The sequence below is a fragment of the Streptomyces sp. NBC_01571 genome, assembly GCF_026339875.1.
In the GTDB taxonomy this organism is placed as follows: domain Bacteria; phylum Actinomycetota; class Actinomycetes; order Streptomycetales; family Streptomycetaceae; genus Streptomyces.
In genome coordinates this window covers 817,848-837,832 of the sequence record NZ_JAPEPZ010000001.1, presented here as the reverse complement: position 1 = coordinate 837,832, position 19,985 = coordinate 817,848, and the positions used below count along the sequence as shown (strand labels likewise).

General features: G+C 68.1%; 19 protein-coding genes and 2 pseudogenes. 5 read left to right on the top strand and 16 right to left on the bottom strand.

Features of this window, described 5'->3' with window-relative positions; all coding sequences use genetic code 11:
- Nucleotides 1-5: 5 nt before the first annotated feature.
- The 4 genes from OHB41_RS03810 (at nucleotide 6) to OHB41_RS03795 (ending at nucleotide 6,609) form a co-directional block, all read left to right on the top strand.
- A complete protein-coding gene (locus OHB41_RS03810) occupies nucleotides 6-914 on the top strand; it encodes a carbohydrate ABC transporter permease (protein ID WP_381329580.1) in 909 nt (302 codons plus the stop codon).
- A 39-nt stretch (nucleotides 915-953) separates the two neighbouring features.
- Nucleotides 954-2,777 carry an alpha-galactosidase D gene (locus OHB41_RS03805; protein WP_266696523.1) on the top strand — a complete coding sequence of 608 codons (1,824 nt, stop codon included), beginning with the start codon at nucleotides 954-956 and terminating at the stop codon, nucleotides 2,775-2,777.
- 146 nt (nucleotides 2,778-2,923) lie between these two features.
- Entirely contained in the window at nucleotides 2,924-5,341 is a 2,418-nt protein-coding gene (locus OHB41_RS03800) for a glycosyl hydrolase family 95 catalytic domain-containing protein (protein ID WP_266696522.1), read from the top strand.
- Entirely contained in the window at nucleotides 5,338-6,609 is a 1,272-nt protein-coding gene (locus OHB41_RS03795) for an SGNH/GDSL hydrolase family protein (protein ID WP_266696521.1), read from the top strand. Before OHB41_RS03800 ends, OHB41_RS03795 begins: the two co-directional genes overlap by 4 nt.
- 22 nt (nucleotides 6,610-6,631) lie before the next feature.
- Here OHB41_RS03795 and OHB41_RS03790 read toward each other — a convergent pair.
- The 11 genes and pseudogenes from OHB41_RS03790 to OHB41_RS03745 all read right to left on the bottom strand — a co-directional run.
- Nucleotides 6,632-6,814: pseudogene (locus OHB41_RS03790) on the bottom strand (coagulation factor 5/8 type domain-containing protein); the annotation flags it as partial.
- 57 nt (nucleotides 6,815-6,871) lie between these two features.
- Nucleotides 6,872-7,093, bottom strand: coding sequence for a winged helix-turn-helix domain-containing protein (locus OHB41_RS03785; RefSeq protein WP_266696519.1), 222 nt, complete (start codon nucleotides 7,091-7,093; stop codon nucleotides 6,872-6,874).
- Between the two features lie 433 nt (nucleotides 7,094-7,526).
- A complete protein-coding gene (locus OHB41_RS03780; protein ID WP_266696518.1) occupies nucleotides 7,527-7,901 on the bottom strand; it encodes a hypothetical protein in 375 nt (124 codons plus the stop codon).
- A gap of 218 nt (nucleotides 7,902-8,119) precedes the next feature.
- Nucleotides 8,120-8,866 carry a DUF2637 domain-containing protein gene (locus OHB41_RS03775; RefSeq protein WP_266696517.1) on the bottom strand — a complete coding sequence of 249 codons (747 nt, stop codon included), beginning with the start codon at nucleotides 8,864-8,866 and terminating at the stop codon, nucleotides 8,120-8,122.
- Between the two features lie 120 nt (nucleotides 8,867-8,986).
- Nucleotides 8,987-9,394, bottom strand: a complete 408-nt coding sequence (locus tag OHB41_RS03770) for a hypothetical protein (RefSeq protein ID WP_266696516.1) — start codon at nucleotides 9,392-9,394, stop codon at nucleotides 8,987-8,989.
- Nucleotides 9,395-9,532: 138 nt separating this feature from the next.
- Nucleotides 9,533-10,855 carry a hypothetical protein gene (locus OHB41_RS03765; protein ID WP_266696515.1) on the bottom strand — a complete coding sequence of 441 codons (1,323 nt, stop codon included), beginning with the start codon at nucleotides 10,853-10,855 and terminating at the stop codon, nucleotides 9,533-9,535.
- 427 nt (nucleotides 10,856-11,282) lie between these two features.
- Nucleotides 11,283-13,139: a DNA polymerase gene (locus OHB41_RS03760; RefSeq protein ID WP_266696514.1), complete on the bottom strand. Its 1,857-nt coding sequence runs from the start codon at nucleotides 13,137-13,139 to the stop codon at nucleotides 11,283-11,285.
- A gap of 76 nt (nucleotides 13,140-13,215) precedes the next feature.
- The gene (locus OHB41_RS03755; protein WP_266696513.1) at nucleotides 13,216-13,413 is read right to left on the bottom strand and encodes a hypothetical protein; all 198 of its coding nucleotides are present in this window, start codon (nucleotides 13,411-13,413) and stop codon (nucleotides 13,216-13,218) included.
- A gap of 282 nt (nucleotides 13,414-13,695) precedes the next feature.
- A pseudogene (locus OHB41_RS52255) lies at nucleotides 13,696-13,911 on the bottom strand (DNA adenine methylase); the annotation flags it as partial.
- Nucleotides 13,912-14,019: 108 nt separating this feature from the next.
- Nucleotides 14,020-16,518, bottom strand: coding sequence for a phage/plasmid primase, P4 family (locus OHB41_RS03750; protein WP_266696512.1), 2,499 nt, complete (start codon nucleotides 16,516-16,518; stop codon nucleotides 14,020-14,022).
- Between the two features lie 111 nt (nucleotides 16,519-16,629).
- Nucleotides 16,630-17,103: a hypothetical protein gene (locus OHB41_RS03745; protein WP_266696511.1), complete on the bottom strand. Its 474-nt coding sequence runs from the start codon at nucleotides 17,101-17,103 to the stop codon at nucleotides 16,630-16,632.
- A 35-nt stretch (nucleotides 17,104-17,138) separates the two neighbouring features.
- On the opposite strand from OHB41_RS03745, the gene OHB41_RS03740 reads away from it, so the two are divergent.
- Nucleotides 17,139-17,282, top strand: coding sequence for a hypothetical protein (locus OHB41_RS03740; RefSeq protein ID WP_266696510.1), 144 nt, complete (start codon nucleotides 17,139-17,141; stop codon nucleotides 17,280-17,282).
- A 276-nt stretch (nucleotides 17,283-17,558) separates the two neighbouring features.
- On the opposite strand, the gene OHB41_RS03735 is transcribed toward OHB41_RS03740, so the two are convergent.
- From OHB41_RS03735 to OHB41_RS03715, 5 genes are all read right to left on the bottom strand, one after another.
- The gene (locus tag OHB41_RS03735) at nucleotides 17,559-17,759 is read right to left on the bottom strand and encodes a hypothetical protein (RefSeq protein ID WP_266696509.1); all 201 of its coding nucleotides are present in this window, start codon (nucleotides 17,757-17,759) and stop codon (nucleotides 17,559-17,561) included.
- Between the two features lie 95 nt (nucleotides 17,760-17,854).
- The gene (locus OHB41_RS03730; RefSeq protein WP_266696508.1) at nucleotides 17,855-18,448 is read right to left on the bottom strand and encodes a phiSA1p31-related protein; all 594 of its coding nucleotides are present in this window, start codon (nucleotides 18,446-18,448) and stop codon (nucleotides 17,855-17,857) included.
- A gap of 118 nt (nucleotides 18,449-18,566) precedes the next feature.
- On the bottom strand, nucleotides 18,567-18,944 hold the full coding sequence (locus OHB41_RS03725; protein ID WP_266696507.1) for a phiSA1p31-related protein: 378 nt from the start codon (nucleotides 18,942-18,944) through the stop codon (nucleotides 18,567-18,569).
- 73 nt (nucleotides 18,945-19,017) lie between these two features.
- Nucleotides 19,018-19,185 carry a hypothetical protein gene (locus tag OHB41_RS03720; RefSeq protein WP_266696506.1) on the bottom strand — a complete coding sequence of 56 codons (168 nt, stop codon included), beginning with the start codon at nucleotides 19,183-19,185 and terminating at the stop codon, nucleotides 19,018-19,020.
- Between the two features lie 72 nt (nucleotides 19,186-19,257).
- Nucleotides 19,258-19,980 (bottom strand): DNA adenine methylase, encoded by a 723-nt coding sequence (locus OHB41_RS03715; protein ID WP_266696505.1) that lies wholly within the window; start codon nucleotides 19,978-19,980, stop codon nucleotides 19,258-19,260.
- Nucleotides 19,981-19,985: the final 5 nt, after the last annotated feature.

Below are 19,985 nucleotides of genomic sequence, written 5' to 3'. Positions count from 1 at the left end.
CGACCATGACGCGGCCGGGCGCTGGGACCACGGCCCGGCACGAGCCGCCGCGGACCGGCAAGGGGCCCCGCCGTCAGACCGGCCGCCACGTGATGCTCGCCGGCATCGCCCTGCTCTGGCTCGTCCCGCTGCTCTGGGCCGTCTACACCTCGCTGCGGCCCTACTCGGACACCGCGAAGCACGGCTATCTGTCCTGGCCGCGCAGCCTGAGCCTCGGAAACTTCACGGACGCCTGGCAGCAGTCCGGGATGCCGCACTTCTTCTGGAACTCCGTCCTCATCACCGTCCCCGCGGTCCTGGGCACACTGCTGTTCTCTGCGGCGGTCGCCTTCTTCGTCTCCCGCTTCGACTTCCGCTGGAACATCGTCCTGCTGATGCTGTTCACGGCGGGCAACCTGCTCCCGGCGCAGGTTCTCATCACCCCGCTGTACCGCCTCTACCTCCTGGTCCCACTGCCGCAGTGGATGAGTGACTCACTGCTGCTCTACAACTCGGTGTGGGGCATCATCGCCATTCACATCGCCTACCAGTCGGGGTTCTGCACCTTCGTCCTCAGCAACTACATGAAGACGATCCCCAAGGAGATCTCCGAGGCGGCGCTCGTGGACGGCGCCCCGGTCTGGCGACAGTTCTTCCAGATCGTCCTGCCCTTGTGCCGCCCCGCGTTCGCGGCCCTGGCGACCCTCGAATCGATCTGGATCTACAACGACTTCTTCTGGCCGCTCGCGCTGATCGAGACCGGCGACAAGCGCCCCGTCACGTCCGCCCTGGCCAACCTGCAGGGCCAGTACTTCACCAATCCCAACCTCATCGCGGCCGGCGCCCTGATGACCGCGATCCCCACGCTGCTGGTGTACTTCGCGCTCCAGCGCCAGTTCATCAGCGGACTCACCATCGGCTCGGGCAAGGGCTGAGCCGCCCCACCCTGAACCCACTCCCAGGAGGCACGACCCATGCGGTCACCCTCGTACCCCGTCCTGCCCACCCGCGCCCTGAGAGCCCTGGTCGTCCTCGCCCTCACCGCGGGCATCGCGACCACCGCCCCGGCCGCGCACGCCGGCCCGGCAGCCGCCGGTAGCGCTCCCGCCGACGCCGCCCCCGCCGTGGCCGCCAAGCCGTATATGGGCTGGTCGAGTTGGAGCATGCAGTCGTCGAAGTACCCGGGACTCAACCCGGACGGCGACTACAGCTACCTCACCGAGGCGAACGTCCTGAAGCAGACGGACGCCCTCGCCGCCAAGCTCAAGAAGTACGGCTACGACCACGTCAACATCGACGCCGGCTGGTGGATGGACAAGAGCTGGAAGACCGGCTTCGACCAGTACGGCCGCCAGACCCCCGACCCCGTCCGCTTCCCGCACGGCATGAAGTCGGTCGCCGACCACATCCACTCCAAGGGCCTCAAGGCCGGCATCTACCTGCCCGTCGGTCTGGAGAAGGGGGCCTACGGCGACGGCAAGGTGCCGGTCTGGAACGCCCCGGGCTGCACGACCGCCGACGTCGTCTACCCGGACCTGCGCACCACCAACGGCTGGGACAACGCCTACAAGCTGGACTTCGACAACCCGTGCGCGCAGAAGTACATCGACTCGCAGGCACAGCAGTTCGCCGACTGGGGCTACGACTTCCTCAAGCTGGACGGTGTCGGCCCGGGCTCGTTCAAGTCCGGTGACAACTACAACAACGTCGCCGACGTCGCCGCCTGGCAGAAGGCCATCGCCACCGCCGGGCGCCCGATCCACCTCGAACTCTCCTGGTCGCTCGACATAGGCCACGCCGCCGACTGGAAGCAGTACTCCAACGGCTGGCGCATCGACACCGACGTCGAGTGCTACTGCAACACCCTGGTCACCTGGGAGAACTCGGTCAACGACCGGTGGGACGACGCACCGGCGTGGAGCCGCAAGGCGGCCCCGGGCGGCTGGAACGACCTGGACGCCATCGACGTCGGCAACGGCGAGATGGACGGCCTCACCAAGGCCGAGCGGCAGAGCTACATGACGCTGTGGGCCATCAACAAGTCGCCGCTGTTCACTGGTGACGACATCACCAAGCTGGACAGCTACGGCGTCTCCCTGCTGACCAACAAGGAGGTCATCGCCGTCGACCAGAACGACTCGCCCGTCGCGCGTCCGGTCACCCCGGTCGGCGACCAGCAGGTCTGGGGCACCAAGAACCCCGACGGCAGCTACACCGTCGCCCTGTTCAACCTCGGCGACTCGCCGGCCTCCGTCACCGCCGACTGGGCGTCCTTCGGTTTCACCGGCAACGCCTCCGTACGCGACCTGTGGAACAAGGCGAACCTCGGGACCCACAAGAACAGGATCACCGAGGCGCTTCCGGCACACGGCTCGCGGCTGTTCACCGTCGAGCCCGCCGGCAGCGCGCTCACGACCACGAGCTACGAGGCCGAGGCGACCGCCAACACCCTGTCGGGCAACGCCTCCGTCGCCGGGTGCGACGCCTGCTCCGGCGGCAAGAAGGTCGGCAACCTGTACACCGGCGGCAAGCTGCGGATCAACGACGTCATGGTGAAGAAGGACGGGATCTACACCGTCAAGGTGGCCTACGTGAGCGGCGACCCCCGCTCGGTGACCGTCCTCTCCAACAGCGGCAACGGCACCAGTCTGAAGTTCCCGTCCACGGGTGACTGGGGTACGGCCGAGACCGTCAGCCTGCAGTTGGCGCTCAAGGCGGGGTCCAACACCATCACCTTCGACAGCGGCAGCGGATACGCACCCGACATCGACAGGATCGTCGTTCCGCAGTCCGCCTGACCGGCTTCCCGCGGGGCCCGGTGACACGTCCCGGGCCCCGCGGGGACCAGCCCGACGCCGACGGTCCGCAGCCGTCGTTCCCGCACGGGCCGTTCCCGCACGAGCCGTTCCCGCACGAGCCGTTCTCGGATATGGAGTGCACCACCGTGGACATCCAGCACACCGAACCCCGCGACAACACGCCCAGTCGCAGGGGCTTTCTCGCCCTCGCCGCCGCCGCCGGCGCGGTCACCGCCCTCGGAGCTCTGCCCGCCTTCACCGCCTCGGCGGCACCCGGGCGTCCCACCGAGTCACCTCTGCTGTCCCCGGCCGACGCCGCGCGGAACCAGCTGTGGTGGCAGGCTCCCGGCTCCGCCCACTCGATGATCGAGCAGGGGCTGCCAGTGGGGAACGGACGCCTCGGGGCGCTCGTGAGCAACGACCCCGCCGACGAACTCGTGATGATCACCGACGCCACCCTGTGGACCGGGCATCTCAACGACAAGCTGCAGAGCGACGGCCAGTTCCCCTACGGGCGCGACGACTTCGGCTCCCTCACCCTGCTGGCCAGGCTCGACGTCGCCATCCCGGACCACGACCTGGGTGGCGTCGACAACTACCGCCGCACCCTCGACCTGGCCCAGGGCCTGGTCACCACCTCGTACGACGTCGCGGGCGTGACCTACCGGCGGGAGATCTTCGCCAGCCGCCCCGACGACGCCGTCGTCCTGTACTTCTCCCAGCGGGGCGGCGGGTCCTACACCGGCACCGTCACCCTCGCCGGCACCCATGGCGAGTCCACCACCGCCAACAGCGCCGGACGTTACGCGTCGTTCGGCGCCTCCCTCGCCAACGGCCTCGAGTACGGCGCCGCCGTCACCGCGTACAGCAGCACGGGCCGGGTCCGCGTCGACGGTACGTCGATCGCCTTCGACGGCTGCAAGGACCTCACGGTCGTCGTCAGCGGCGGCACCAACTACGCGCCCGACGCGGCGAAGAAGTTCCGCGACCCGTCCCTGGCCCCGGAACGTCTCGCCAGGACCAAGGTCCTGAACGCGGCGGGTCACTCGGCAAGCACCCTGCTGCACACCCATGTCGCCGACTTCCGGGGCGTGTTCGGACAGCTGGACATCAACCTGGGTACGTCGTCCGCCGCGCAGCGTGAACTGGACACCTGGGGCCGGATACAGGCACGTCACCGCGACGACATCCCGGACCCGGAACTGGAGGCCGCCTACCTGCAGTTCGGCCGCTATCTGATGATCTCCGGGTCGCGGGGCAGCCTGCCGATGGGCCTTCAGGGTCCCTGGCTGGACGGCAACGACCCGGACTGGATGGCCGACTACCACACCGACATCAACATCCAGATGAACTACTGGATGGCCGACCGGGCGGGACTGTCCGACTGCTTCGACGCCCTCACGGACTACTGCCTCGCGCAGCTGTCCTCCTGGACGGACGTCACCCAGCGGCTGTTCAACGACCCGTCCAACCGCTACCGGAACTCCAGCGGGAAGATCGCCGGGTGGACCGTGGCGATCTCCACCAACCCGTACGGCGGGGGCGGCTGGTGGTGGCACCCGGCGGGCAACGCCTGGCTCTGCCAGAGCCTGTTCGAGCACTACGAGTATACTCAGGACCGTACCTACCTGAAGAAGATCTACCCGCTCCTCAAGGGCGCCGTGGAGTTCTGGGAGGCGCGTCTCGTCCCCACGACCGTCACCGACGCGTCCGGCGCTTCGCGTGAGGTACTGGTCGCCGACAGCGACTGGTCGCCCGAGCAGGGTCCGCTGGACGCCAAGGGCATCACATACGCCCAGGAACTCGTGTGGAACCTCTTCGGCAACTTCCGCACCGCGACCGAGGTACTCGCCAGGGACGCCGCCTACAGCAGGACCGTCGACGGCCTCCGCAAGCGCCTGTACCTGCCCGTGGTCAGTCCCAAGACCGGCTGGCTGGAGGAGTGGATGTCGCCCGACAACCTCGGCGAGACCACGCACCGGCACCTCTCCCCGCTCATCGGGCTCTTCCCCGGCGACCGGATCCGTCCGGACGACTCCACGCCGAAGGACATCGTCGCCGGCGCCACCGCCCTGCTCACCGCGCGCGGGATGAACAGCTTCGGCTGGGCCAACGCCTGGCGCAGTCTGTGCTGGGCGCGGCTCAAGGACGCGGAGAAGGCCTACCAGCTCGTCGTCAACAACCTCAAGCCGTCGTCGGACGGGAGCAACGGCAGCGCCATGAACCTCTTCGACATCTACGAGGTCGAGCAGGGCCGCGGCATCTTCCAGATCGAGGCGAACTTCGGCACCCCGGCCGCGATGGTGGAGATGCTGGTCTACTCGCGCCCCGGCCACGTCGAACTGCTGCCCGCGCTGCCCGCCGCGTGGTCGGCATCCGGCTCGGTGACCGGCGTGGGCGTCCGCGGCGGCTTCGTCGCCGACCTCGGCTGGAAGAACGGCAAGGTCACCCGGGTGACACTGAAGAGCGTCGGCGGCCGTGCCACCACGGTCGTCGCGGGCGGCACCGCACGGAAGATCACGCTCACGCCCGGTGAGTCCGTCACGCTGCGGAACCTCGGATGAGCGCCGCCTCGTACCGCCGCCGCGCGGTGGGCGTCTTCTCTGCCCTGGTCCTGGCCCTGTGCGGGCCCCTGACCGCTTCGTCGACGGCGCAGGCGCAGCAGGCGGCCCAGCCGCGGGCCCAGGTCCCGACAGCGGTGGCGAACCCGGCCGCCGCCAAGGGCAGGCACTCCGTCGTCACCTGGGGTGCCAGCGCCGACCGGCAGGGCGCCGGGCCCGCCGACCGCAGCTACCGCCTGATCGTGCGCACCAGCGTCGGAGGCACCGACCTGCGGATCCGGCTGTCCAACGCCTTCGGCGAGCACCCGGTGACCTTCGCGAGCGCGTACGCCGGACTGCGCAAGCAAGGTGCGGAACTGGTCCACGGCTCCAACCGGCGGCTCTCCTTCAACGGCGGAGCCCCGTCCGTGACCGTCCCGGCCGGACAGGTGGTGCTGAGCGATCCGCTGCCCGGCAAGCTGGCCGCCCGGAGCGATCTGGTGATCAGCCTGTACGTGACGGGCGCCGAGGGACCGACGACCGGTCACGGCATGGCCATGCAGACCAACTACGCGACCGCGGGCGACCACGCCGCCGAGGAGGGCGCGGCCAACTGGACCGATCCGATGGGCTCCTGGTACTGGCTGGACGCCGTCGACGTGGAGACGCCCAAGGCGGTCGGCTCGGTGGTGACCCTCGGTGACTCCATCACCGACGGATGGGCGTCGACCACGGACGGCAACCGCCGCTGGCCCGACTATCTCGCCCAGCGGCTGCAGGCAGCGCCCGGCATCCCCGTGAAGGGAGTGGCGAACGAGGGAATCTCGGGCAACAAGGTGCTCGCGGACGGTGCCGGACAGGCCGCGCTGAACCGGCTGGACCGTGATGTGCTCTCCCAGCCCGGGGTGCGGACGGTGTTCCTGTTCGAAGGGATCAACGACATCAAGGCCCACACCGGCGTCACGGTGGACGACATGATCGCCGGCTACCGGCAGATCATCGACCGGGCGCACGCGGCCGGCAAATGCGTCGTCGGAGCGACCGTCATGCCGTTCAAGGACTGGTCCGAGTACGACGCCGCGTCCGAGGCGGTGCGTCAGGGCGTCAACGAGTGGATCAGGACCAGCGGCGCGCTCGACGCCGTGACGGACTTCGACCGGATCACCCGCAGTCCCTACGACCCGCAGCGCATCCTGCCGTTCTTCGACGGCGGCGATCACCTGCACCCCAACGACAAGGGGATGCAGGCGATGGCCGACGCGGTCGACCTCGGGAGCCTCACCTCCTGCTGAGAGCGGGCCCCCGGGGGCACGGTCAGGGGTAGGAGACCACCGTGGACGGTACGGTGGAGGTTCCCGAGGTGGGTGACCCGGTGTCGTTGACGACCCGCTCGTACTGCCCGTTGCCGCCCAGCGAGACGACCAGCAGGTCGTGGAACTTCACCCCCGGCTTGTTCGGTGCCGCGAACCCGTGGTGCTGGACGATCGTCGGATCCAAAGTCCCCCCAGACGCACATTAGGCCCTGGTGACGACCAGGGCTTTTGTGTTGTGGGGTCAGTCCCGCGCCAGGACGTACGTCCCCTTAGCGGGCAGGGTGGCGACCAGGCCGCGCTCCCGCAGCTCCTGTACCGCCCGCCGGATCGTGCCAGCGGAGACGTGATAGACGTCGGCCAGGTCCCGCTCATTCGGGAGTCGTCCGCCGGCAGGGATCTCGCCAGCCTCGATCTGTCGGGCCAGGTCGTCCGCGATCCGGGCGTACTCGTACTGGATCTCCATGCTTCGAGTCTCTGGGCACGGCGTGCGCTCCGCGCGTTGACCAGCACACTGTGGGCACTGTGCACACTGTGCACCCTGCGCGTAGGCTGGGGGACGCAAAGAGGCCCCCGACCGGAGTAGGTCCAGTCGGAGGCCGTGGCCGACACTGCGAGGAGTGCAGCCGTGGAAGACACTACCCGTCCGGTGGTCCCGTGTTACAGGTGCGGGGGCCTGACGATCTATCCGGTCCTGGTCAGCTTCGAGGAGGCAGGCAGCGGACCGGGGTACAACATCAATTTCTGTCTGGAGTGCGCCTGCCAGCGGTACAGGGGCCACTTCCAGGCGTGCGGCGAATGCATGCACGGGAAGTCGTCGTGCGAGGAGGCCAGGAGTCTCAGAAAGTCCATCCTGGGGCGTCGCCTGGAGAGGGAGTTGGACCTCGCGGCTGCGGAGGTTACGCGGCGACAGGACGCACGGAGGCGTGCGGCACAGTGACCTGACGGCCGGACAGAAGAGTGACAGAGGCCCGCTGGGGGACATCCTGGCGGGCCTCCTTCGTGCGCGGGACCCAGGGCTCACCGCTGGCCCTGTACAGGCCGGACAGGGCGTCCCAGGCCCATACGTCGCGGCCGTACACCAGGCCGGACAGCGCGCCGAAGGCGGTCACGTTGAACCGGTCCCCGGCGGCCTCCCCTCGAAGGAGCGTTGACACGGTGGTTGCGTACGACCGCAGCACGCGAGGGAGTTCCAGGAGGGAGTCCAGCCGCTCCTCCGCCAGGAGGCTTTCCCCTCGCCAGGCTCCCCAGGCCCAGCCGAACGACGTTGTCATGGGCACGTAAGCATGCAGAGCGATAGTCAGCATGGTGGTAACAACCCCCCCCAGGGTGTTCGTGTGAAGTTCAAGTAAATCGTAGGTCAAGTCGGGGCCAGAGTTACGGGTGTGGGCCCTGTTTTTCGGTCACGGTTCTGCTACCAACACGACCAAAAAGAAACGGGCCCCCGAAGGGACCCGTCATGTCAGAAAGGTTGCAGAGGGTTGCAGTTGGCCTAGGCAGCGGCCTCCTGGGCGGCCTTCCAGTCGGTGAGGTAACGACGGCCGGAGCGGTCGCTCACACCGAAGTAGCTGGCCAGGGCCTTGCCGGACAGCGGAGTCCCCTCGCGGTCGATGTCGGACACGGCGGCCTGGATATCCGCCATGGTCGGCTTCGTCGTGATCGTGAACACGGCCGTCTCCTCCTCGTCAGGCTCCGGGGCGTCCTCCGTCTGGTCCTCCTCGTCCAGGACCTCCTTCAGGCCGCTGTCGGGGGAGAGGGCAGGGCCGCCCTCCAGGATCACCAGGTCCGTGCGGTGCTCCGCCGTGTCGTTAACGGCAGGCGCCTCCTGGGCCTCCTCCTCGCCGGCGACCGCGTGGTGGACCTGGCGCATGAGGGCGCCGAAGGCCAGGAGCGCGGCAGACGGAGGGACAGCGGCGACGATGTACTGAATGAGCGGAGCGTGCGCGCCGACCCCGAACACGTTCAGGCCGATCGAGCCGACCGACCCTGCAACCGTCAGGCCGATGGCCCACGGGTCCCGACGCTTCGCCAGGGCTGCCACCAGCATCATGATCTCTCCGGCCACGATGAACAGGTCAAGGGTTGCAGGCCAGGCCCAGGCGCGTTCCGGGGAGTTGCCCAGGCCCGACGCTGCGGCCACGTCGTGAAGGTGCGCGTAAGAGAGCCAGAAAGCGGCAGCGGTCAGTGCGACGATCACCAGGCCGGCGGCCAGGGTGAGGCGGGTACGAACGGCGTTCACGGGTGGGTCCTCTCGGTAGGCGCCTCAGATGGGGCGGCTGGGAGTGCTGAAGGTAGTCGACTCAATTGAGTCGCGTCAACTCCGAAGGCCCCCACCCAGTCACGGGCAGGGGCCGGCGGGTCACTCGTCCTCGTCGTCCAGGGCCTCCATGTCGAGCATCTGGACCCGGAACACTGCGGCCATGGCCTGGCCCACGTAGCCGTCCTCGCCGGCGACGTTCACCGCGTGCTGGACGACGACTTCCGGCGTCTGGGGCTCGGAGGTGAGGAGGCAGACGGCCTCTACCTCCGACAGGTCCAGGAGGACGGACAGGGTGCGGACCGGGACGCGGAGGTCCGGGGCGTGCGCCTGGAGGGCCAGGAACATCAGGGCCGCGTGTTCACGGACCAGGTTCAGCTCCGCGTACAGGGTGTCGATGTGGGCCGACTCCTCCAGCGACTCCAGGTCACGGTCAGCGAGGGGTTCGTACGGGCCGCATGCGTCGCTGCACTTGTGCTCCGGATTGCCCAGGGATTCCAGGTCAGACACGGGGAGTCCTCTCGTAAACGCCCCAGTTGAGGCGGCTAGACACGGGAGAGGGGCGGGCGGCCACGTCGACCCACAGGGCCCTGACGCACACTCCGTACCGCCCCTCTGCGACTGACCGGGGAGTGTGTCCCCTGCGGGTCAGTCCTCCGCCAGCGCGTCCTCCAGGGACACGCCCTGCTTCGATGCGGCGGCCTCCAGGGCGTGACGCTCGGAACCAGCCTTCGCGACCAGGTCCGCCCACTTTTTCGTGAACGCAGCACGGGCCTTGTCACGGTCCTTGCGGACGCGGGCGGCCTCGACCTCAGCAATGCCGGCCTTCGCCATCTCACGCGCCACCTGGGCGTCGTCCTTGAACTTGCCCATGAAGCCGAAGGAGGCGGCCAGGATGTACGCCTGACGCGGGGACAGCATGCCCAGGACACGGCGGACCAGGGCGCGCTTCACGGCGTCCTCAGTGGCTTTCTCCAGGATGGCCCGCTGGGCGTTCAGGGCGACGGAGCCACGGCCCAGGGCAGCGGCAGTCTGGGTCTCCGCGGAGGACGCGGCAGGGGCCTCCTGGCGCTGGGTGTGCAGGGCGCGGAGCATGTCCACGGCGGCCCCCAGCTCCGCGGAGCGGCAGGGGAGACCCTCGACCAGGTCCAGGTCCTCGTCCGTCACGGTGCCAGCGCGGAAGCGGTCCACGGCCAGGAGGAGGGCAGCGCGGGTCTCCTCATCGCGGGGGAGGGTCAGGGTCTCCTCAAGCGCGCGGGCGGGGATGACCCACTGGACCGGCCGGTATCCGGCCTGGGTCTCATCCGCCGCAGCCTCCACGGACGAAGCGTCCACCAGGGTGTCCGCAATGGTCGTGTCAGCGTCGTCTCCGGCGGTCGGAGTGAGGATGCTGACCATGCCCTGGTACGCCAGACGCGCGGCATACGCGGCCTCCGGCGACATGCGAACGCGGGACTTGTACGCGCCCCCGTTCAGCGTGGCGACCAGGCCCCGGTCCTGTACGGCCGATTCGGCAAGGTTCACGTAGTCGGCTTCGTGCGTTGAGTGGTTCACATCCGCGGCGCGGAAGTGCTTGACCATCTGGGCGAACAGCTTCTTTCCGTCCGTGTCATCGTCCGTGCCGTTCAGCATGTCGCGGCCACGCGCGGGGAGTTCACGCTCCACGTAGCGGAAGGAGTAGGCGCGGAAGTCGTCAACGCTGTCGCCCTCGTAGCCGGACAGGCACTCCAGGGCGATCAGGTGGGCCTCCTGGAGGAAGTCCTCCGTGTACGCGGCGCGCAGGCCGTCAGACGCGTCGCCTTCAGTGCGGGCCACGGTGCGACGGGCTATCGCGCTGAAGCGGGACTCCAGGTCCGCCAGGATCGAAGCAGCGGCGTCACGGTCGCCGGCCTTTGCGGCGGCCAGCGTCTCGTCCGTGACCTCCTCAGATATGACGGAGCCGATGACCTGGAGACGGGTGGTGACAGACACGGTGAGGTCCTCTCGGGCACGGCTGGGCCAGGGCATGGCGGGGCCACGGCATGGCGAAGCCGGTAAATGGGTGTGAGGGAGGAAGGCGCCTCAAGCGGGTCGGCTGATCGCTTCCGACCACTTGTGAGCGTGATGTGAAAGTAGACGACTCAATTGAGGCGCGTCAACTTCGTTCTTCAACGATGACATGGTCAGGAGTCCGCTCTGGCCTTCGAGATGAAGGCGAAACGTGCGGGTCATCCGTAGGAAGGAGGGAGCGGAATGTGTTCACCCGGCGAAGATGTGGCCGTGATGTGTAGGGGACCTTTGATCGAGAATCTTGTAGCCGCCCCAGTTGAGGCGCCTGCGCGAGGCCGCAGCGGTATCTAGCGAGTCGAGCGCCAGCACACCCGAAGGCCCCCTGGCGCGATGCCAGAGGGCCCCAGGATCAGTAGTCAGCGCCGTACAGGGAGCCCCAGGAGCGCTTCCCGATCTCCGGTTCGGCCTCGATCGGGACGCCCTTCAGGCTGAAGGTCATGGCCTTCGCGATGCCGCGCGCGATGTCCTCCGCCTCCGCCTTCGGGACGCTGGCCAGGACCTCGTCATGGATCGGCAGGCGCAGGTAGGGGACCAGGCCGGCTTCGTCCATGTGGATCAGGGCCTGGCCCAGGCAGTCACGGGCCGTCGACTGGACGAGATAGTTCGTCACCGCGTACGTGCGGTCCCGGTCCAGCGGCAGACGATGACCCGTCACGGAGATGGCAACCATGCGGTTGTTGAAGGCCTCTATCCGCCAGTCCTTCGCCGCGCGGCCAACCTCCGGATAGACCTGGTCGTACTTCGCCATGGCCCGCTGAACGGCGTCGAGAGGGGCGCCGGTCTGGCGGGACACCGTGGCAGCGCCACCGCCGTACACCTTTCCGAAGGCGATCCCCTTCGATACCTTCCGGTCCTTGCTCGTGAACCCCTCGCCGAACACCAGGCGCGCCGTGAAGGAGTGGAGGTCCTCCCCGTTGGCGATCGCCAGCTTCATCCGCTTCACGTCGGCCAGGGCCGCCAGGACCCGGAGTTCCACGGCCTGGAAGTCGGTACTGATCATCACGTGGCCCTCGTCGGCGAGGAGCGCGCGGCGGATCATCTTGTCCGAGCTGGGAAGCGTCTGGACCGCCGGCTGGGTCACCGACATGCGGAAGGTCCGCGCCTGCATGGACTGAATGTTGGGGTGGATCCGGCCGCGGGCGTCCACGTTCTCCAGGAAGTTGTCCGCGTAGGCAGAGCGCCACTTCCCCGCCCGCTTCGAGCGGAGGACCGCTTCAGCGAGAGGGTTCGGAGTGCGGGACCGGATCGGCTTCCAGTCGCGGTCCAGGTCCGCCAGGGCCATCAGTACGGCCTTGTCCACCTTCCAGGCGCCGGAAGCCGTCTTCTCCGTGAGGGTCTCGCCCATGCTCATAAGGGCGTCGGCGACCTGGCGGGCGGAGTTCACGGACGTCACGCCGTAGGCCTGGGCTGTCTCGCCCCAGTGGTACGCGTCGTACGAGAGATCCGACTGGAGGCCCTCCGCGTACGGGACGTCCAGGACCAGGCCGGCACGAACCATCTGGGCACAGATGCGGGCCACACGGTGCTCGTAAACGGACAGCCGCTTCGGCACGCCCAACTTCTCCAGCGTCGCCTCCAGGCGAGGCCGCAGGCGGCTGGTCAGGATGACGTCCAGGAGGCCGTACTCCAGGTACGTCGGGTGGTCCAGGGGGACCTTCGCGAAGCCTTCGGCGATCTTCAGCTTCAGCGACTTGAACACTGCCTTCAGGCCGTCCTGGGTGTCAGGGGCCGCAGGGTCGATGTACCGAGCGGAGTTCGCCTTCAGACCGGAACCAATCCCGCCTTCCATCTGCTGACGCGGGTCGACCAGCTTCGCCAGGATCTGGGTGTCCGTGGCCTTCGCGCAGGTGGCCTCCAGCGGCACGCCCAGGTGTTCGTCACAGACCAGGGCATCGAAGCCTGCCCAGTTGTGCCCCGTGATGTCGGGGAGGAGCTCCAGGGCCCAGGCGGCAGCGTCAGCGAATACGGAGCCGTGTTCGATCGTGAGGGCCCAGGCCTCCGTCTCGTTACCGAACTGGGCGAGGCGCAGGAAGCCGGGACCCCAGGCGAAGATCTTCAGGCCGCAGGTCTCCGTGTCGACAGCGACCGGGGTCCGGGTCTCCGCCTGGCGCCTGACCCAGGTCCGGAACGGGCCCAGGTCCTCCCGCCGCTCTACTACGTAGCCGTCCCAGTCCTGGCCGTTCAGACTTCCGCTGAAGTGGCGCATGATCGTGCCCTCTCGATAGGGGAGTGGTCACGCCCTAAGCCAGGCCCCCGTCAAGGGACCTGGCCAGCGGAGTTGATCAGCCGATGCGGTACAGCCGCTCCACGGCTACGCGGGTGTTGTTGTCCTTGTTCAGGGAGTTGTATTTCTCCCGCTCCCAGACGATGGTGTGCGGCACGTCGCGGGGAACCTGGTACTCCGACACGTAAACCGACAGCCCCGAGCGCGCCCACGTGGTGGCCGTCTGCCAGAACGTTCGGTGATCGAACGCGGGCATCCTGCTGTACGGCTTCGTACCTTCGTACGGAGGATCGCAATACACCGTTGTCCCCGCCGGGGGCACGTGCGCACCGAACACAGAATGACGGAACCGAACGTCATGCTCCGTGAACACGGTTGCTTGTCTGTGAAGCGCTCGCGCTGAAGCGCGCCAAACGTCCCCAGACCGAGGACAGACGCCATACCCCTCGAACCAGCGACCGCCGAAGGACGCCCCGAAGCCGACGAATCCACGTTGCGGCGACGGGTCAGCATGCCGAAGCTCCGCGTATGACTCCCGCGTTACGTCCTCCGGTCGCCAACCTGCCGTGGCCGCCTGCCACATCAGGATCAGGTCCTGATGTGCGTCCATGCCTACGCAGGTACTGAACAGCGGGGCCGCGTGAACCGTCACGTTCCCTCCGCCGACGAACGGTTCGAACCATCGGTCAGTCGGTGCGCCGTCGCTGATGATGGCCTCTACTACGTGCCTAGCAATCTTCGCCTTGCCGCCCATGTAGCGCATGACGTCCCCTCTCCGTTGTTGGACAGGGGGAAGGCCTGACCCCCGTCAGGAGGCCAGGCCCTTGCACTACTGGTCCGGAGAGGACGTCCCCCGGTCCCGCTACTCGCCGAAGATGCCCGGACCGTCCGGGGCGTCCGCGTGGTCGGCAGCGATGCGGACACCGACCAGGGCGACGCCCTTAGCCGTGTTCCTGCGCTGGACCTTGCGCTCCGCCATGGCGTCCAGGAACGTGCGTCGGGTCCACCGCTCACGCGCAGGCAGGCCCTCCGCTTCACACCAGTGCGTGTACGCCTGGTACGCCTGGCCGGCGGTCAGTTCGTTGGCGTCCTCCGCCATCTCCAGGACCCCGGGGAAGAACCCAGCCAGGGCGTCCGACGTGCGGCGGTAGTCCTTCGTCGCGTCGATGATGTGCTGCGGGTCCTGGAGGCCGGACCGGAACCACTCCATCGCGCCCCTCACGGCCCAGGCCGCGATGCCCTCCGCCTCCGCGAGGAGCTTGCGGTCCAGCGTGTGGTCCCGCTCCTCCGGCGCGAAAAACCTGGTGAACGGGATCAACTTGACGCGACGCCACAGGCCCTCGTCCTGGCCGCGGAACTTCGGTTTGAAGTTCGTCGCCAGCATGAGGAGGAAGGTCGGTTTGAAGGTGAAGAACTCCTGGCGCAGGAAGCGGGCGGAAATCTCGTCCTTGCCCGTGACGCGCTTCAGGACCGCCTCCGACATCGGCTTGCCCGACTCGCCTTCGGAGGCCATGACGAAGCGGCTACCGCGCAGGGCAGCGATGTCGTTCGGGATCCCGCCGGAGGACTTCTCCTCGAACGTGCTGAACGGGGTCGTCTCCGTGATGTCCCGGAAGATCGAAGTCAGCGTGTCCGTGGCAACGGACTTGCCGTTGGCGCCCTGGCCCCAGAGGACAGCAAAGCACTGCTCCGACGTATGACCCGTCGCGCCGTAGCCGACCAGCCGCCGGAAGTAGGACGGCATCTCCGGCATATCCGGGAACACCTCCTCCAGGAAGGACTCCCAGCGTCCGCACTTCGCTTCCGGGTCGTAGTTCACGGCCAGGCAGTACGTCAGGAGATCCTCCTTACGGTGCTCACGCATGGCGCCCGTGCGCAGGTCCACCGTTCCGTTACGGAAGGACAGGATGTCCGGCTGACTGTCAAAGTCGGTCGGGGAGACGTGAACTGACGGGATGGACGCCAGCTCCGCCAGACAGTCGTCAATCTTGCGGCGAGTCGTGAACCCCTTCGCAGCCTTGCGCAGGCCCTCTCCGGGGTCCTCCTTCGCGTCGGGGGCCTTGTCGTCCGTCTTGCGCTTCGCGGCGGCCATCAGGGCACGGCCGATGAAGTGCACCATGTTGCGTACCTTCGAGTCGCTCCGCTCCCAGACGCGACCCGACCAGGTGAAGAAACCCAGGCCAGGGGCGTACTTGATCTGGCCCTCAGCGAACGTGGACAGGAGGTACGCGGCCTGGACGTCGGACGCGCCGTACTCACGAAGCGTGTCGTAGTACAGGTCCGTGATCCGGCCGACCTGGTCCCGCGTCGGGGCCACGTCCTCCACGTCCACGTCCGGCAGACCAGCCGGCAAGGCAGGCGCAGGCTCCGCAGCGGGAGCGTTAACGGCATCGGCCAGGGCAGCGGGGAAGTTGGCCACGTCTCGGGCCCTCCAGTCGGTCAAGTCGTCGCCCTCGTGCGGAATCGCCAGGGCCTGGGTCGGGACGTCGTGAGCGGCCAGGCCGTCCGCCAGTCGCTGGGTGAAGCCGTTACCGGCCTTGTCGTTGTCTCCGGCGAGGATGACCCGCTTGCCCTTCAGGCCGGCGGCCAGCTCCGCCAACAGGTCGGGGGAGTTAACGAGGGAGGCCCCGCGGATGATGACCGCGTTGTATCCGGCGGCCACGACGGTAAGGCCGTCCCCAGGGCCCTCCGTGACGATGTACGTGTCCGTCTGGGCCTCAGCGAGGAGGACGCCATACGGGGCCCAGCGGAGGCCGTCAGGGTTGCTGAGGGACATCCAACGGGCGGGACAGTCGCCGGACACGTCACGCCCCTGGAGGCCGCGGGCCACTCCGTCGAATCCGACCAGGGGGACGATCAGGCGGGGGAACCGGCGGAAGCCGGGGGAGCGGTAGTTCCTGGGACGACCCTCCTCGTCTGTGTAGCGCAGACCCGCCAGCGACCCGTCATCGAACCCCAGGCCCAGGCTGGCGGCCAGGTTCTGAGTCATGCCGAACCGGCGGACCGCATAGTCCGCGGCGATGCCCGAGTACTCCGTGTCAACGCGCTGGAGGTCGTTCGCCGCAGCGTCCAGGTACACGCGCAGGGCGGCCACTTCCGCCGTGCCCACCGTCTCCGGCTTCACGGACGTCACGGTCCTGGCGGCGCCAGTCGCGTTGAACATGGCGGACCAGGGGAGGCGCACGGCGCGGATGACGTCGCCAGTCTCGCAACCGGCACGGCACGTCATGCGGACACGGCCGTCCTCGCCGAACCAGATACGCAGGGAGGGACGGCTGTCACCGTGGCCAGGACAGCGTGCGATGTACCCGCCGTCCGGCTTATCGTCAACGTCCTGGAAGCGGGCCAGGATCTCGTTCACGTCCACAGGGTGGGTCTCCTCTCGATCGGGGGTCTGTCACCCCTGGACCGGGGAGGACGTCCCCAGGGAGGCACGACGAAGGCCCCCACCCGTCAGGGCAGGGGCCAGGCGTCAGACAGGCGGGAGGGTGGCGCGGACAGCGCGGAGGACCTGGGCGAAGTCGGCCAGGGTCCACGTCCAGTACTGGCCCCGCGTGTTCAGCGTGGGGAAGGAGATGCCACGGAAGCCGTCAGGCAGGGTCCCACTGCCGATCAGCCGCTGGAAGGTCACGTCCGTGATGTGCACGCGCGCCAGGGCCGGACCCTTGCCGCGAACCTTGTGGATCACCACGCCGTACGGGAAGCCAGCGTTAACGGCCTCCGCTTCGGCCTGGCGCAACCAGGTAGGCACGGCCGGCGACTTGACGTCCTTCGCCTCCAGGATGAAGGGCCAGGCGTGGAGGTCCCCGACGTCCTTCGCGCCCTCCTGGGCCTGGCGCTTGACCAGCCGCCAGTCAGTCGGGTGGGAGTAGCCCAGGGTCCCGTTCAGGTAGTCGCGTATGGTGCTTTCCCACCTTGTTCCGCGGGCCTTCGAAGGGTTGCTCACTGGCCACCACCCAGGGCAGCGCGGAGGGTCGGACCGTGATACCAGACAGCACTGGGGTACTGATTGACAACAGCGCGTACACGCTCCAGCTCAGCGCGCAGGCGGTCAACCTCGTCCGCGAACAGGAGCGGGTCACCGTGCGCGGGACAGTCCTCGTCAGGGCCCTGGTACTGGCCTGAAGCCTGGTCGCAGGTACATCGGCTCATTCGGTCTCGCATCAGTCCTCCAGGCTTGCGATCAGGTCCGCCGTGATCCACGTGGAGCGGACAGCGGGGGAGAGGGCAGCGACGTCGACAGGCTCCGTGTCAGGCAGAGGCCGGACGGGACGGAAGCCTTCGGGGATGCCGGTACGGTTCACCGCTTCCCCCTCTGCCAGGGGAGGAGGCCCAGGGCCCAGGCCAGGGCAACGACGTACGCAGCGAGGGCAGCGACACGGACCAGGACGGACCAGGCGGTCATGCCTGGGCCTCCTGGGCAGTGCGGTGTACCTCAGCGCCACGGGCCACGGCCTGGCCGATCGCGTCCTGGTAACGCCCCCAGTCCCTGCGCTGTGTCGCGCTGGGAAGGATGACCAGGGTGTCCCCGCTGCCCATCTGCCGGACGTCCCCCAGGGCGGGAGCGCCAGCCTTCGAAATGGTTCGGAAGGTTACGAACACGCGTGCCTCCAGTCGTTAACGGTTTAGGCACGGCCGAAGCCTGACCCCCGTCAGGAGGCCAGGCAGGCACGGCGTAGCCGCGTCTCGGCAGTGGGTCAGACGCGGGAGAGGGGACCGTAGGAACGGACGACTTCGGCCAGCGACGTGGCATCGAAAACGGGGTACAGGGCGCATTCCATGAGCGGCGTGCCATCGGAGGACATCCGGCCGTTGAACTTCCAGACGTCGCCCTGGCGGTCCGTGTACTCGCCGTCCAGGCTGTAGGGGCGGCCGGCGTAGGTGACGGAGCGCGAGGAGCGACCGTCCAGGAGCTCCCGTTCCCAGGAGGCCAGCTGGGTGGTCGGGGCAGGACGCTTACGCAGGCCCGTGGCGGAGACCCACGCGTGGTGGCCGACGTTCACGAACTTGACCACGTATTGGTCCTTGCCCGCGAGGCCCTTGAACGGGCCGGCCTCGATCGTGACCGTGCGGCCCATGGCCCGCTCCTCAACGGTCTCGCCGATCGTGAACGCAGGCGCGAGGGTCAGGGAGCTGGCGGGGACCGACACGGCCGTACCGTCCGGAGCCTGGACCAGGGCCCACTCCCCGTTGCTCACGGCTGACCGGTACGGACCGAACACGATGGTCCCCTGCGGCATGCTGGGGCGGGTCGTCGTGACCTTGTCGCCTGCCTTGAACGTCTCAGCCATGGGTGTGTCCTCTCGCAAACGCCCCAGTAGGGGCGGCTAAAGCGCGGCGAAGCCGTGCCTTCATGGAATGTCTGGGCGCCCCGAAGGCCTGACCCCCGTCAGGAGGCCAGGCAGCGGGTCAGATCTTGCGCAGGGTGCGGTAGTGGTCGGCCACGCGGGTCAGCGGCCAGTTCTCATACGTGTCGCCCCCGATGGCGCAGGACATCAGCGGTACACCAGCGCTGTCGCGCTCACCCGTGAACTCCCAGACGTCGTGCGATGTGTCCAGGTACTCCGCCTTCAGGTCGTAGGTCACGCCCTTGTGCGTGTACGTGCCCGTTTCGACTGCGGCCGGCGACTTCATGGCCGCCCACACGCGCTCGCCGGGGTCGCCGTTGACGGAGACCGTGTTGCCGACCACGCCCTTCAGCCAGTCGAACTCAGCGGGGGCCAGAGTCAGCGTGAACGACTCCTCAGTGGTCGTGACGGTGCGGGTCGACTTCGTGGCTTCGGCCATGGGTGCCTCCTGGGCGTCGTGTTGGTCCTTGCGCCCCGAAGGCCTGACCCCCGTCAGGAGGCCAGGCAGCGGGTTAACGGGCGTTCACCTCCAGGCTCCGCAGGGTGAGCGAGGCGGACGCGTCGGACAGCGTGACAGTGGAGATGACCTCTCCGTCAGGGTTGCGGGTCGTGAACTCCATCTGCCCGCTGCCCAGGGGAAGGGCGCAGACGCGGTGACCGGAACGCATCGTGAACGTCATCAGGAAGTCCTCTCACTGAAGACGTCTTGGCACGCCCGAAGGCCCGACCCCGTCAAGGGCCGGACCAAAGGGTCAGAGCTGGGAGACGTGAACCCACAGGGTCTCTGTGGTTTTGGGGCGGCCCTCCTTACCGTGCTGGAGGGACTGGCGGTGTTCGCGGGTCAGCACGGGGACCCAGCCGTCCGGCGCCTCGTACTCCGACACCAGGACCAGCGCGCCGTCAGCGACCCATGACTCTGCGGTCTTCCAGAACATCGCGCTGTCAAACGCGCCGGCCGCGCCGTAGGCCTGCGTCCCGGCGTACGGGGGGTCGCAGTAGACGACCGTGTCCGCGTCAGGCGTCCAGTCCTGGTAACCGCGCAAACGGATGTCAGTGCCATGCATCTTGGGTGCCAGGCGCAGGACAGCGCGCGCAGACTCCGCCGCGTGGTTCCTGGGCGTGCCGTCCGCGTTGTATCCGCCCTTTGCGCGGCCTCCGAACCACTTACCTCCGAATGAGCAGCCAAATCCCACGAAGCCACGGACAGGCGACGGGCCGGCATCCCGAAGGGTGTTGTACAGCGTGTCGTCAACGTCCGTGGGCGGCTCCCAGCCGTTGCGTGCGGCCGTCCACAGTAGGACCAGGTCCTCCACCACGTCTCCAGCGCTTGCCTGGTCGAACATCGGGGCCATGCGCGCGAACGTGGCACCGCCGCCCATGAATGGCTCTATGTACTTGCTCCGGCCTGCGCGTCGCGACTGGACCGCCTCAGCGATGGACTTAGCAAGTCGGCTCTTTCCGCCTACGTAGCGCACGAGCG